Origin of the sequence: Heyndrickxia coagulans 36D1 (assembly GCF_000169195.2) — a bacterium.
GTDB classification, from domain to species: Bacteria; Bacillota; Bacilli; order Bacillales; family Bacillaceae_C; genus Weizmannia; species Weizmannia faecalis.
Map to the genome: position 1 here is coordinate 2,922,570 of NC_016023.1, position 13,934 is coordinate 2,936,503.

The window sequence follows — 13,934 nt, forward strand, 5'->3', positions numbered from 1 at the left end:
ATCCCGTAAGAACGGGAAAAATGCGGACCGCCTGCGAGCCTTTTTTCGTTTGAAAACGGGTGAAAAAAATGCTATGATATAAACAAGTTGAATGAGTCCTGGGGTGTTCGTATATGTTCCTATCGTTTTGACCGAACACTTCATTATCGGGGGCCCGGAGTCACCAGACGGCGTGCATGCCCTTTGCGGGGACGCATAAAGCCTGGTGCAGGGCACCCACCTGCTCGAGAGCGGGATCAAAACAGAGGATTGCAAGAACGGCACGTCCGGGGCTCATTCCACTCCTTTCCCTCTTTAGAAAAAGAGGGTTTTTATTTTTTGGAAAAGAAGGAATTTTTGTGTGTTTTTCGTTTTTTGATCGCGCAAACCGTTTCCTTGGCAAAATGATGCCGGTTTTTATCCCGGGAAGCTTGATCATCGGGATGGTGCTCGGGCACCGGTTGACGGGCCTTTTATTTTTAGTGCCGTGGCTGTTTGCTTTTATGACTTTTACAGGGAGCATCGGCTCAACCTTTAAGCAGCTCGGGGCGGTTGTTCGCCATCCGTTTCCGGTTTTGCTTGCTTTAGGGGTGCTACACCTTTTTATGCCCTTGTTTGCGTACGGAACGGGGCATTTGCTCTTTCCCGGGCACCCGCTGACGACAACCGGGTTTTTGCTTTCGGCCGCCATTCCGACAGGTGTGACAAGCTTTGTATGGGTCATGATGCAAAAAGGGAATATCCCGCTTGTTTTAACGGTCATTTTGATAGATACCCTGCTTTCGCCGGTTGTTGTGCCGCTTACTTTGCTCTTGTTTGTCGGTAAGAATGTACATATTGAGGTTTGGCCGCTCATGCAAGATCTTTTTACGATGATCGTCATCCCGTCTTTGCTCGGCATCCTGTTCAGCCAGTTTACACAGCTCGAAACCCAGCGGAAGGCTTCTTCAGTACTTTCTCCGTTTTCCAAAATCGGCATGTTTCTTGTCGTCATGATCAACGGCGGGGTCGTATCGCCGTACCTCAGGGGAATGGATGCCCATGTGCTGTTTATTATCCTGACTGTGCTGTTCATTTCGGCTTGCGGCTATTTATTAAGCTGGCTGATCGGCGCTTTGTTCCATCTTGACCGCGGCATGATCGTGACCTTAACATACAGCGGCGGCATGCGCAATATCAGTGCCGGATCTGTCATCGCAGTCACCTTTTTCCCGGCCCAGGTTGTGCTGCCGGTCATCTCCGGCATGCTTTTTCAGCAGGTGCTGGCCTCTTTTTTCGGAACATTGCTTTCGAGCGTATACAGGGATAAAAAAACGGAAAAGCCGGCGGCAAGCAGCTGAACATAAAGGTTTGCTTTCCGGGCCGTTTTTGGATAATCTAGGAAAGAAATGAGTATGTTTGGAGATGAGGAAATTGCTGCATCAGTTTTCACGGAATGAATTGGCAATCGGGCAGGAAGGGCTGCAAAAGCTGAAAAACAGCACCGTTGCTATTCTCGGTGTCGGCGGCGTGGGTTCGTTTGCGGTTGAAGCTTTGGCTCGGTCGGCAATCGGAAGGTTAATCCTTGTTGACAAAGATGATGTTGACATTACAAATATTAACCGCCAGATTCCGGCGCTGCTTTCCACCGTTGGGCAGGCGAAAGCCGATTTGATGAAAAAACGGATTGCCGATATCAATCCGGATTGTGACGTGATTTCTTTAAAAATGTTCTATACGGAAGAAACGGCTGAACAGTTTTTCTCTTATAAGCCGGACTATGTGGTGGATGCAAGTGATACGATTATTTACAAAGTGCATGTAATGAAAGAATGCCTGAAACGGAAGATCAAAATGATATCCAGCATGGGGGCGGCCAATAAAATGGACCCGACACGCCTCCGCATCGCAGACATTTCCGAAACGCACACCGATCCGATTGCCCGCGTTGTGCGCCTGAAGCTGCGAAAAGAAGGCATCAAAAAAGGCATTCCGGTCGTGTTTTCCGACGAAAGCCCGATCGTCATCCGCGAAGATGTCCGCAAAGTGGTCGGAAATGATGAAGCCGAAATCCGTAAAGCACAAATGCCACCTTCATCCAATGCGTTTGTTCCGTCAACCGCAGGGCTGTTTATGGCGAGTTTCGTTGTCCGTGACATTTTGAAAGACATCCCGGTAAAAAGGGTAAAAGATGAACATTGAAAAAAAGAAAGCATCACGGATGCTTTCTTTTTTTACGGCTTATGGTTCTGCTCCATTTTTTCATACACTTGGGCAAGCGCCCGTTCAAATTTGCCCGTTTTTTTCGGGTCATAATAACGGGCATATTTGAGGGTGTCCGGAAGATATTGCTGTTTGACCCAGCCATTTTCAAAGTCATGCGGGTATTTGTAACCGATGCCCCGTCCCAGCTGTTTTGCGCTTTTATAATGGGCGTCTTTCAGATGGGCGGGCACTTCGCCGCTTTTTCCGGCACGGATATCAGAAAGGGCGGCATCAATCGCCATGATCGCGGAATTTGATTTCGGCGACAGGCATAATTCGATGACCGCAGCTGCAAGCGGGATGCGCGCTTCCGGAAACCCGAGCCTTTCTGCCGCTTCGATGGCGGCAAGGGTGCGCGCGCCGGCCTGCGGGCTTGCAAGGCCGATGTCTTCGTAAGCAATCACAAGGAGTCTGCGCGCAATGCTCGGCAAGTCCCCGGCTTCGATCAGCCGGCCCAAATAATGGAGGGCGGCATTGGCATCGCTGCCGCGGATCGATTTTTGAAAAGCGCTCAGCACATCGTAGTGCGCGTCGCCGTCCTTATCATGGGCAAGGCTTTTTTTCTGCAGGCATTCTTCGGCAATGGCAAGCGTAATGTGGATCACGCCGTCATCATCAGGTTCGCTTGAAATCACGGCCAGCTCCAGCGCATTTAACGCGCTACGCACATCGCCGTTCGATCCTTGCGCAAAATGGTTGAAAGCCGCTTCCTCTATTTTCACTTTGTATTTGCCAAGGCCCCTGTCCGCATCATCAAGGGCACGGGTAAGCGCCGTCTTGATCTCATCAAGCGATAATGGGAAAAGCTCAAAAATCTGGCAGCGGCTCCGGATCGCCGGGTTAATGGCATGGTACGGGTTGCTCGTTGTGGCCCCGATCAGGACGATCATGCCGGACTCAAGATACGGCAGCAAAAAATCCTGTTTTGCTTTGTCGAGCCGGTGGACTTCATCGAGAAGCAAAATGACTTTTCCGCTCATTTTTGCTTCGGCGGCGACAATCTCCATATCCTTTTTATTGTTCGTCACGGCATTTAACGTACGGAATGCATATTTGGTGCTTCCCGCAATCGCGCTGGCAATCGACGTTTTCCCAACGCCCGGCGGCCCGTACAAAATCATGGAAGAAAGCTGGCGTGCTTTGACCATCCGGTATATGATTTTATTTTTGCCGACGAGATGCTCCTGTCCGATCACTTCATCAATCGTGCGCGGCCGCATCCGGTAGGCAAGCGGTTCGTCTTTCATTTTAATCGCTCCAAACCTGTTTTCGTATCCTTATCTTAACAGATTTCACGGGCATGCGGGAAGCAATCAGGTTTTTCGGGCGTAGGCTTAAAAGGAATAGCATTGATGGGGGCTTTTTGTATTTTTCAGTTTTCCCGGCTGTACATTGTTGCTTTTTTGATATAATGATTGTAGGCTAGGAAAATGGGCGCCATAAACGGCTGCGGAAAAAAATGAGATCCGGCTGTGCATGGTTTTTGTATGATTTGACATAGGAAGGTGAACGCGGTGAGACTGAAAAATAAAGTTGCCGTCATTACAGGCGGCGCTTCCGGAATCGGGGAAGCGACGGCCTGGCTTTTTGCGAACGAGGGTGCGAAAGTCGTCATCGGGGATGTGGCGGAATCCAAGATGGAAATTGCCGACAAAATCAAAGAAACCGGTGGGGAAGCGCTTTTTGTTCATTGTGATGTTTCCGATTATTACAGTGTCAGGCATTTAATGGAGAAGGCGACGGATACTTACGGGAAGCTTGACATTCTGGTTGCGTGTGCCGGGATTCCGGAAAAGCACGGGCCTGTTCATGAACTCGACCAGGACTACTGGCAAAAAGTATTGGACATTAACTTAACCGGTGTCATGCTTTCCAATAAATATGCGATCCCGTACATGCTGAAAAACGGAAAAGGCGCGATTGTCAACATGGGCTCTTTTATGGCCCACGTCGGGATTACCAACAGTGCGGCCTATTCCGCCGCCAAAGCTGCGGTTGTGAATTTGACGCGGGCGGAAGCTGTTACGTATGCCAAACAGGGCATCCGCGTCAACAGCGTTTCTCCGGGTACAACAGAATCGCCGGCACTGAAATATTTCACAAAAGAACAAATTCAGGAAACCATTGACCACAATCCGATGAAAAGACTTGGCAAGCCGGAAGAAGTGGCGAAAGCCGTTTTGTTCCTTGTAAGCGATGACGCATCGTTTATTACCGGCACGGATCTCCATGTGGACGGGGGTTATACGGCACAATAAAAAACACCATCCGGGGAAAACCGGATGGTGTTTTTTCGGATGAAGTTGGTTTTTTGAAAGAACCAGGCCCCCCTTCAAATTGTCTTAATCCATAATGATTGTCGCCTGATGGCATTTATCAGAAAGGCAAAATGTCGGGACCCATGAACTTGGACATGCTTTAGGCTTGAAACATCATACGAGCAGTGACATGATGTATAAATACGAAACAGCCAGAATAACATTAAACGCTAATGAAAGCGCATTACACTTTGTCGGCTAAAAGAACCTAAAATCAAAGGAGTGATTCAGAATGAGTTTTTCACAGAAAAAAACATTGCTTCCATTGGTGGTCGTTCTGGTATTGATTGCTGCAATGGCGATAGGGGCTTGCTCTCATCATTCTGCAACCAATAAAACGAGCAAACATCCTAAAAAAGTGCAGATGGACGGTACTTTTTCAATTAATAGGGATCATCCTGAAGAAACTGTCGGGGACGCCGATTATGTATTTTTAGCACGCGTTGAGGAGAAAACAGGTACGGCATATAAAAATACAACACAAATTGAAACAGAAGAGGGTACGAAGGAAATTTCCACACCCTATACCAATTACAAAATAACAGTATTGGAAAATATGAAAGGTGAACTAGAGACTGACAAACCGATTCCTCTTCAAAAAGCTGGCGGCATTTCGAAAGATGGGAGTTCAATCGTAACATTTGATGATGATGTGCTTCCTGAAGTTGGCCAATCTTATGTATTTTTAGCATATGCATAAGATGATGGTTCTTTACTTGTTTCAGGCCCCAACTCAAATACAGAGGTTTCAGGAATTGACGATACGGACACAAGTGACACAATCGAATCCTCTTCTGTTAATCATTCTTCCGTCATGAAAGCGCATAAAAATGCATTGAAACACCAAGTCAAGTCAGATAGAAAACGAAGTATTTCCAAATATGACAAAACCAAAGATTAAAAGATGATTTTATTATGGAACTTGTGAAAAAAACGCAAAAATTCGCCTTAATCGAACATAGCAAAACACCCTCTATAGCCTCTTATGAATTAAAGGGGGCTTTTTCCTGTTTTCAATGATGTTTTTCAAGTTAAAGCAGCATTCACACGCCGCGTATGTGTAAAATTTTACTCGAAGGGGCAAATGAGTGGAAAAAAATGGGAAGACGCTCTATCATCTAATTGTACACTTCAAGATGAACATCTAGAGAGAGAGGTCTTCCCATGGATATTATATCAATAATTGCTGGATTATTAAAGGATACAAAGAGTCTTATCGAATTTGAAGAACAGCTTAAACTTCTGATGCAGAAGGCTTTTACACAATGGGTTGGGGAAATATTTGAAGAGTTAGATAAAACAATTAAACAGGAGAAGTTAGAGGAGGGCTGGGTGTACTGCCGGAGTGATAACAGAAACATTCAGTTTCTATTTGGAAGTGTGACCTTTAAACGCTCATTAATGCATGACAAGAGAGGAAATTCCCATTATCCTCTGGATGAATGGTTAGGGCTGGTACCACACCAACGATACAGCCCGTTAGTGGAATTAAAGGTGGCAGAGTTGGCAAGTGAGAACACCTATCGGGAAGTAGCTGATATTTTAAAAGAGTGGACAGCAGTGAGTCTTAGTCACACAACTGTAGGGAACATGGTAAAACACGTAGGGAAAACTCAGGCGGAAGCCGATAAGGCACTTGTAGAAGAGCTAGAAATAGCTGTTTCCCTGCCTGAGGGGAAGAAGGTAGACTACCTGTTTTCTGAAGCAGATGGTGTATTCGTTCGGGGACTAAAAAAGAAACAGAGTATGGAAGTCCACCACGCCATTCTCTATGAGGGATGGGAAACCAATGGTAAAAGGGTCTCCCTGCGTCAGCCCACAGTCATCATGACGACGGAAGACATTCAGACATTTTGGGATGAAGTCCAAGCCACAGCTGCCAACACCTACTCCCTCGAAAAAACGCATGTCATTACAAACAGTGATGGAGGTGCTGGGTACACAGCTGAACGGTTTCAAACAGCATTCTCACAGTCGGAATTTCCGGTGCTCAACCAGCTGGATACCTACCACGTTGCACAAGCCATCATAAGGACATTTGGGGGCGGAAAGAGCGAGATCAAGGAGCAAATTAGAAAAGCGATTAGAACGCATGACCTGGACCAATTCACGTTATATTTGGATACGCACGAAAGCACCTTGACGGATAAAAAGGCCCTCAAGAAAATCAAGGAATTCCGTTCGTATATCTTGAAAAACTGGGACCGCATTTTTGACTGGAGAGACAGGGTGAAAAACGTGCCGGAAGGTGCGAGAGGCCTAGGAGCGATGGAATCGAATCAAAGGCATATCTCCTTCAGGATGAAAAAAAGGGGCATGCATTGGAGTGAACTTGGCGCAGAAGCCATGGTGAAAATCAAACAAGGCATACTCAATGGGACATTGAGAGAAGCCTATCTGAAACACCGTTCAAGAAGCGAGAGAAAGCAACGGAACTTGAAACAATTCATCAGGATGTCTCAACTACTCAAGCAGCCTGTACGCCCGTCAGTGGGCGTAAAGCACGGATCAGTTGCCCTGCATTCAAGCAGTTCATCGGCAATGGGACATTTAAGCAAAATATTAGAGCTTTCGTTTTAAGCCTGGCTCAGTGGGGACTGATCGTTGAGGCGCGCGAAATTTACGAGACTCCTGCGGGAAAAGCGAGCCAGGAAAGACCCCGCAGCGAGGTACGAGCGAGGAGGCTCGCCGGCCGCCCGCGGAAAGCGAGTGAATTTCGCGCGCCTCAACATCCCCGTTATCCATCTTTATACGGAAATATTACATCTTTTCCGAAAATTACACCGAGCAAGTAAAGCACGGTAGCCGAAAGTGTACAAAAAGAGTGTCTTGGAATACCCGATATTTAAACCTTGTCGAGAAAAACTTGACACATACACACGCCGCTCTTGTTTCGCATTAAGCCGATAAATATGCTATAATATGTTAAGTTTGGGACCAGTCTGTTCGTTCATTTATATGAATGGGCTTATTTTTTTACGCGCTCATCTGCCGTTTTTGGCTTAACAATTTTTTTTCGGGAATAATCGGAAAGAGGTGGAATGAAATGAAAATCTCAACGAAGGGCCGCTATGGGCTGACCATTATGATTGAACTGGCAAAGCGGTACGGCATGGGGCCGACTTCCCTGAAATCCATTGCCCAGAGCCAGAATTTGTCTGAACATTATCTGGAGCAGCTGATTTCTCCGCTCCGTAATGCCGGGTTTGTCAAAAGCATCCGCGGCGCTTACGGCGGCTATGTTTTAACGCGAAAACCTTCGCAAATCACAGCCGGTGATGTGATCCGTGTGCTGGAGGGACCGATTACACCGGTAGAGGGCATTGAAGACGAAGAACCGGTGAAACGCCAGCTCTGGATCCGGATCCGGGACGCGGTCAAGGACGTTCTTGACAGCACAACCATTGAAGATCTGGCCAAATACCGGGAAGATACAGAACCGGATGCCTACATGTATTATATCTAATTAAGAGGTGCGAAAAGTGGAAAAAATTTATTTGGACCATGCGGCCACTTCCCCTGTTCTTCCGCAAGTTGCAGAAAAAATGATGCAAGTGCTTACCGGCCATTTCGGGAATCCGTCGAGCATTCATGCATTCGGCAGGGAAGCGCGCCGCATTTTGGACGAAGCGCGCCAGGTGATTGCAGACAGCATCGGCGCACAGTTTAATGAAATCATTTTTACAAGCGGCGGAACCGAAGCGGATAATTACGCGATTCTCGGTACGGCAGAAGCAGCCGCTGAAAAGGGAAAACATATTATTTCCACGGCAATCGAACATCATGCCGTTTTGCATCCGCTGGAATACCTGGAAACAAAAGGGTATGACGTCACGTATTTGCAGCCGGATGAAACAGGGCGGATTAAGGCGGAAGACGTGCAAAAAGCGCTCCGAGATGATACCATTCTTGTCAGCGTGATGTATGGAAATAATGAAGTCGGAACGATCCAGCCAATCGCCGAAATCGGTGAGCTGCTGAAAAACCATCCGGCCGTTTTTCATACGGACGCCGTCCAGGCTTACGGAAATGAGAAGATCGACGTAAATGCCCTGAACGTGGACATGCTTTCCGTTTCGGCCCATAAAATCGGCGGGCCAAAAGGGATCGGATTTTTATACGTTCGGAACGGAACAAAATTGAAAAACCGCAACTTCGGCGGCGCCCAGGAATTAAAACGCCGCCCCGGGACGGAAAATACGGCGTCCATTGCCGGTTTTGCCGAGGCCGTCAAATGGGCGCAGCAGGCGCTTGTGGATAAACCAAAGCAATACAGCGCTTTTAAACAAAGATTTATGGAAATTTTAAAGCAGGAAAAGGTGGAATTTCAGCTGAACGGCAACGCGGAGGCGGCCCTTCCGCATGTGCTCAACTTAAGTTTTCCGAAAACGGATGTGGAATCGATGCTTGTCAATCTGGATCTTGCCGGGATTGCGGCCTCGAGCGGTTCTGCCTGCACAGCCGGGTCGATTGAGCCTTCCCATGTCCTTGTTGCCATGTTCGGGCGCGATTCGGAACGGCTCCGTACCTCCATCCGTTTCAGTTTCGGGATTGCCAATACGATGGAGCAAGTGGAAGCAGCCGCCCGTAAAACGGCAGAAATCGTCCGCAAGTTCCAGCAACAATAGAAAAGAGGAGGCATTATGCAAAAAGCACCAAAAGATACAAGAGTGGTTGTTGGCATGTCGGGCGGCGTTGATTCTTCTGTTGCCGCCTATTTGCTTAAACAGCAGGGCTATGATGTGATCGGCATTTTTATGAAAAACTGGGATGATACCGATGAAAACGGCGTCTGTACGGCAACGGAAGACTACAATGATGTCATCCGCGTCTGCAACCAGATCGGCATTCCGTACTATGCCGTTAATTTTGAAAAACAGTATTGGGATAAAGTGTTCACCTATTTTCTGGATGAGTACCGCGCGGGAAGGACGCCGAACCCGGATGTAATGTGCAACAAGGAAATCAAGTTCAAGGCTTTTCTTGAACATGCTTTAAACCTCGGCGCCGATTATCTTGCGACTGGCCATTACGCACGCGTGACTCACCAGGACGGCGAATATAAAATGCTGCGGGGCGTGGATGGAAATAAAGACCAGACGTATTTTCTCAACCAGCTCGGGCAGTACCAGCTTTCGCGCGTGATGTTCCCGATCGGGGATCTGGAAAAACCGCGCGTCCGCGAAATTGCGAAAGAAGCCGGGCTTGCCACGGCAAATAAAAAAGACTCGACCGGCATCTGCTTTATCGGCGAACGCAATTTCAAAGAATTTTTAAGCCATTATCTGCCTGCGCAAAAAGGGCTGATGAAAACGCTCGACGGTAAAGTGATGGGCGAACACGAAGGTTTGATGTACTATACGATCGGCCAGCGCCACGGCCTTGGGATCGGCGGTTCCGGCGAGCCATGGTTTGCTGTCGGCAAAGACCTGAAAGAAAATGTTCTTTATGTGGAACAGGGATTCCACCATCCGGCCCTCTACTCCGACTATATGACCGGCGTGAAAGCAAACTGGGTATCGGGCAAAAAGCCGCCTGAAGTATTCCGGTGCACCGCGAAGTTCCGCTACCGCCAGCCGGATCAGAAAGTAACGGTCCAGCTGCTTGGTAATGATGAAGTCAAAGTCATTTACGACGAACCGGTTCGTGCCGTCACCCCCGGCCAGGCTGTTGTTTTTTACAACGGTGAAGAATGCCTTGGCGGTGCCACGATCGATAAAATTTATAAAAACGAAGAACAGCTCATGTACGTCGGCTGATCTTACAGGAGCCATGCACACAATTGTGGGCATGGCTCTATTTATGGACAAAACAGTGAAATGTTGACCAGGGGAAACGTGATCGCCGGAAACAAGGAAACGGGGAAGCTCGCCATGATCGCAGTACAGGTTTTTTCATGAAACAGGAAAGGGCAGTACTCCTTCACACAGCGTGAAAAGACCCGCTCCATTTGCATACAGCTGTAAAAATCACCTCATCTTTCACACAGCCTGCGAAGACGATGATCTGGACCGGGTGGGGGAAGTGCAAAAGCATGCCCTCACAAAATGTCGGGGTTCGTTTAAAAAGTGAAGCGATTCATTTTATGTTATAATACTCGTATCATTAATCAGGAGTGTACGAAATGAACAAGCATGAACGCGGTATGAAAGCCTTGCAGAAAAAAAAATATGATGAAGCGCTGAAATGGTTTAATGAAGTGATCGAAGACAATCCGGACGATCCGGTCGGCTATATCCATTTCGGCGATGTGCTGCTTGCTGCAGGCGAGCGGGAAAAGGCGCAGAATTTTTACCGGAAAGCGCTGGCATTGAAAGAACTTCCCACCCCCTTTTACAGCCTTGGCACAATCCAATACGAAGAGGGGCATTATGAAGCGGCTGCCGGCTGTTTTGAAAAAGCAATCCAGCTCGGGCTCAAGGACAAAGATACGTATTTTATGCTCGGCATGTGTTTTATGATGCTCGGCAATCCGCGCTTTGCCATGCCGTATTTGCAAAGGAGCGTTGAACTGGATGAAGGGGATACGGAAGCGAGATTTCAGTACGCGCTCTCCCTTATCAAATCCAATTTCGCGGACGAAGCGCTGAAACAATTTCAAAAAGTGCTGGAACAGGACCCAAAACATACGGATGCTTTATACAATACAGGCGCGATTTATATGCAGTTCCTTGGCGACCTGGAGAAAGCGGCCGGCTACTTCAAAAAAGCGGTGGAGATTCAGCCGGGCCATCTGCTTTCGGGATACGGCTTGAAAATGGTTGAAAAACTGAAAGACATTGAAACGCTGTAAGGTGATGAAATTGGAAAAACAGCATGCGATGGATTTATTCCAGGACGAGGAAAATTTTATAAAAGGAAAGCATCTCGCGACCATCTTCCATAACGAGCAAAATTTGTATTCCGTCATCCGTGTGCGGGTGGAAGAGACCAATACCGGGCTGGAAGATAAGGAAACGGTGATTACCGGCTATTTTCCGCGCATCCATGAACAGGAAACGTACACCTTTTTTGGAAAAATGCAGGAACACCCGAAATTCGGCCCCCAGTTCCAGGCAAATCGCTTCCAAAAAGACATCCCCAATACAAAGCAGGGCGTTATTGAGTATCTTTCCAGTGATTTATTTAACGGCATCGGCAAAAAAACGGCGGAGCGGATCGTTGGCGTGCTCGGTGAAAATGCGATCAGCAAAATATTGGAAAATCCCGCCGCCCTTGACGAAGTACCGAAACTGGCACCGGAAAAAGCGCAGCTGATCCGTGATACGTTAGTTGAACATCAGGGGCTTGAACGTGTTATGATCGGGCTTGCGCAATACGGTTTCGGGCCGCAGATTGCGATGCGCATTTACCAGGTTTACGAGGATGAGGCGCTCGAAAAAATTGCGCAAAATCCATACCAGCTCGTTGATGATATTAAAGGCATCGGTTTCGGGCGGGCCGATGAACTCGGCCGGCAGCTCGGCATCAGCGGGACGCATCCGCACCGCATCCAGGCCGGCTGCTGTTACATGCTGGAAATGGAAAGCATGCAGCACGGTCATGTGTACGTCCTGAAAGAAGAACTTGCACAGGATGTCAAAGCCCTTTTGGAAGAATACCAGCATGTTGAAATCCCGATGGACTTGATTGAAAATGAGCTGGTGAAACTTCAGGAAGAGAGCAAAGTCATCATGGAAGAAGACAAAGTCTATCTTCCGTCCCTCTATTTTTCGGAAAAAGGAATCGTTTCCAATATTGAGCGGATTATGTCGCAAACCGAGTATGCGGAACAGTTCCCGGAATCTGAATTCCTGCTTGCTTTAGGCAGTCTTGAGGAACGGATCGGGGTCGAGTATGCCCCGTCGCAAAAGGAAGCCATCCAAAAAGCGCTGATGAGTCCGATGATGATTTTAACGGGCGGGCCCGGCACAGGGAAAACAACGGTCATTAAAGGGATTGTGGAACTGTACGGTGAATTGCACGGCGTCTCGCTTGACCCGCAAACCTATAAAAAAGATGAGGTATTTCCGATTGTTCTCGCGGCGCCGACAGGGAGGGCCGCGAAAAGAATGGCGGAGTCAACTGGTCTGCCGGCGATGACGATCCACCGCCTGCTCGGCATGACCGGCATGGAGGACCTGGACGATTCAGAGGAACGGCAAGTAGAAGGCAAGCTTGTCATCATTGATGAAATGTCGATGGTCGATACATGGCTTGCGAACCAGCTGTTAAAGGCGCTGCCGGATGAAATCCAAGTCATCATGGTTGGGGATGAAGACCAGCTGCCGTCCGTCGGTCCAGGCCAGGTGCTGAAAGATTTATTGAAATCGAACGCCATTCCGGTTGTTAGGCTGACAGACATATACAGGCAGAAAGATGGTTCTTCGATTATTGAACTGGCCCACCATGTTAAAAATGGCCGTATTCCGGAAAATATTTTTCAAATGCAGGCAGACCGTTCGTTTATCCGCTGTTCTTCCGGGCAGGTGGCGGAAGCGGTGGAAAAAGTGGTGAAAAGCGCGAAACGGAAAGGCTATACGGCAAAAGACATTCAGGTGCTGGCGCCGATGTACAGGGGGCCGGCCGGCATTGACCGTCTGAACAGCCTGTTGCAAAATATTTTTAATCCGAATGAGAACGGGGCCCGCAAAGAGCTGAAGCACGGGGACGCGGTTTACCGGATCGGCGATAAGGTACTGCAGCTTGTCAACCAGCCGGAACACGGGGTGTATAACGGCGATATCGGCGAGATTGTCTCGCTTTTTACCGCAAAAGAAAATACGGAAAAACAAGATATGCTCATCGTTTCTTTTGATGGGATTGAAGTGACGTATACGAAGCCAGATTTCAATCAGATTACGCTTGCGTATTGCTGTTCGATCCATAAATCGCAAGGAAGCGAGTTTCCGGTCGTAATTTTGCCGGTTGTCCGCAGCTATTACCGGATGCTGCGCCGAAACTTGCTGTATACGGCGATTACAAGGAGCAAAAAAATTTTAATTCTGCTTGGCGAAGAACCGGCTTTCCGGATGGGTGTGGAAAGGGAAGATGACCAAAAGCGGAAGACGACACTGTGTGAAAAACTGGCTGAAGCATTAAAAACGGCACAAAAAGAGGCAGGGACGGAGACAGCCCTGTCCTTAACAGAAGAAAATTGGGACCGGGTCGACCCGATGATTGGCATGGCGGGCATTACCCCGTACACGTACGCAGAAGAAGGACAGACTGCGTCCCAACCGGATTAAGCAACCAAAAAGCAGCGGCAGGCCCCGCTGCTTTTTGGTTTGGCTCAAGGATCAAGTTTTCTGGCAGGTTGGACCTGGCTGATTTGGACACTTTTATCCCCGGCGTTTTTAAACTTAAAGATGGATATGGCCGTTAATAGGGCTAAAACGATGACACAGGCAATCA

General features: G+C 48.1%; 12 protein-coding genes and 1 other RNA gene. 12 read left to right on the forward strand and 1 reads right to left on the reverse strand.

Going from position 1 to position 13,934, the window contains the following annotated elements; translation table 11 throughout:
* Positions 1-92: 92 nt before the first annotated feature.
* The 3 genes from ssrS (at position 93) to BCOA_RS31095 (ending at position 2,160) form a co-directional block, all read left to right on the forward strand.
* Positions 93-277, forward strand: a non-coding RNA gene (gene ssrS / locus BCOA_RS34820) — 6S RNA.
* Between the two features lie 106 nt (positions 278-383).
* Complete coding sequence (locus tag BCOA_RS31090; protein WP_044051948.1) at positions 384-1,319, forward strand: bile acid:sodium symporter family protein; 936 nt, start codon at positions 384-386, stop codon at positions 1,317-1,319.
* A gap of 73 nt (positions 1,320-1,392) precedes the next feature.
* Positions 1,393-2,160: a tRNA threonylcarbamoyladenosine dehydratase gene (locus BCOA_RS31095; RefSeq protein WP_014097904.1), complete on the forward strand. Its 768-nt coding sequence runs from the start codon at positions 1,393-1,395 to the stop codon at positions 2,158-2,160.
* A gap of 32 nt (positions 2,161-2,192) precedes the next feature.
* Here the strand turns inward: BCOA_RS31095 and BCOA_RS31100 are convergent, their stop codons facing one another.
* A complete protein-coding gene (locus tag BCOA_RS31100) occupies positions 2,193-3,470 on the reverse strand; it encodes a replication-associated recombination protein A (protein WP_014097905.1) in 1,278 nt (425 codons plus the stop codon).
* Positions 3,471-3,737: 267 nt separating this feature from the next.
* Between BCOA_RS31100 and BCOA_RS31105 the strand changes: the two genes are divergently transcribed.
* The 9 genes from BCOA_RS31105 (at position 3,738) to recD2 (ending at position 13,768) form a co-directional block, all read left to right on the forward strand.
* Positions 3,738-4,481 (forward strand): SDR family NAD(P)-dependent oxidoreductase, encoded by a 744-nt coding sequence (locus BCOA_RS31105; protein ID WP_014097906.1) that lies wholly within the window; start codon positions 3,738-3,740, stop codon positions 4,479-4,481.
* Between the two features lie 166 nt (positions 4,482-4,647).
* Positions 4,648-4,743, forward strand: coding sequence for a hypothetical protein (locus tag BCOA_RS35720; protein WP_080564929.1), 96 nt, complete (start codon positions 4,648-4,650; stop codon positions 4,741-4,743).
* A gap of 30 nt (positions 4,744-4,773) precedes the next feature.
* A complete protein-coding gene (locus BCOA_RS31110; protein ID WP_014097907.1) occupies positions 4,774-5,241 on the forward strand; it encodes a hypothetical protein in 468 nt (155 codons plus the stop codon).
* A gap of 464 nt (positions 5,242-5,705) precedes the next feature.
* On the forward strand, positions 5,706-7,121 hold the full coding sequence (locus BCOA_RS31115; RefSeq protein WP_014095994.1) for an ISLre2-like element ISBco6 family transposase: 1,416 nt from the start codon (positions 5,706-5,708) through the stop codon (positions 7,119-7,121).
* A gap of 466 nt (positions 7,122-7,587) precedes the next feature.
* Positions 7,588-8,007, forward strand: a complete 420-nt coding sequence (cymR, locus tag BCOA_RS31120; RefSeq protein WP_014097908.1) for a cysteine metabolism transcriptional regulator CymR — start codon at positions 7,588-7,590, stop codon at positions 8,005-8,007.
* Between the two features lie 16 nt (positions 8,008-8,023).
* Entirely contained in the window at positions 8,024-9,169 is a 1,146-nt protein-coding gene (locus BCOA_RS31125) for a cysteine desulfurase family protein (RefSeq protein ID WP_014097909.1), read from the forward strand.
* A 15-nt stretch (positions 9,170-9,184) separates the two neighbouring features.
* The gene (mnmA, locus tag BCOA_RS31130; RefSeq protein WP_014097910.1) at positions 9,185-10,300 is read left to right on the forward strand and encodes a tRNA 2-thiouridine(34) synthase MnmA; all 1,116 of its coding nucleotides are present in this window, start codon (positions 9,185-9,187) and stop codon (positions 10,298-10,300) included.
* A 365-nt stretch (positions 10,301-10,665) separates the two neighbouring features.
* On the forward strand, positions 10,666-11,334 hold the full coding sequence (locus BCOA_RS31135; RefSeq protein WP_014097911.1) for a tetratricopeptide repeat protein: 669 nt from the start codon (positions 10,666-10,668) through the stop codon (positions 11,332-11,334).
* A gap of 10 nt (positions 11,335-11,344) precedes the next feature.
* On the forward strand, positions 11,345-13,768 hold the full coding sequence (gene recD2, locus BCOA_RS31140; RefSeq protein ID WP_014097912.1) for an SF1B family DNA helicase RecD2: 2,424 nt from the start codon (positions 11,345-11,347) through the stop codon (positions 13,766-13,768).
* The last annotated feature ends 166 nt before the right edge of the window (positions 13,769-13,934 follow it).

What these genes read in the sequence shown, in the direction of transcription:
- BCOA_RS31115 (WP_014095994.1), top strand. Translation starts at nt 5,706, where the DNA reads ATGGATATTATATCAATAATTGCTGGATTATTAAAGGATACAAAGAGT.
- BCOA_RS31110 (WP_014097907.1), top strand. Translation starts at nt 4,774, where the DNA reads ATGAGTTTTTCACAGAAAAAAACATTGCTTCCATTGGTGGTCGTTCTG.
- BCOA_RS31135 (WP_014097911.1), top strand. Translation starts at nt 10,666, where the DNA reads ATGAACAAGCATGAACGCGGTATGAAAGCCTTGCAGAAAAAAAAATAT.
- cymR (WP_014097908.1), top strand. Translation starts at nt 7,588, where the DNA reads ATGAAAATCTCAACGAAGGGCCGCTATGGGCTGACCATTATGATTGAA.
- mnmA (WP_014097910.1), top strand. Translation starts at nt 9,185, where the DNA reads ATGCAAAAAGCACCAAAAGATACAAGAGTGGTTGTTGGCATGTCGGGC.
- BCOA_RS31100 (WP_014097905.1), bottom strand. Translation starts at nt 3,470, where the DNA reads ATGAAAGACGAACCGCTTGCCTACCGGATGCGGCCGCGCACGATTGAT.
- BCOA_RS31090 (WP_044051948.1), top strand. Translation starts at nt 384, where the DNA reads ATGATGCCGGTTTTTATCCCGGGAAGCTTGATCATCGGGATGGTGCTC.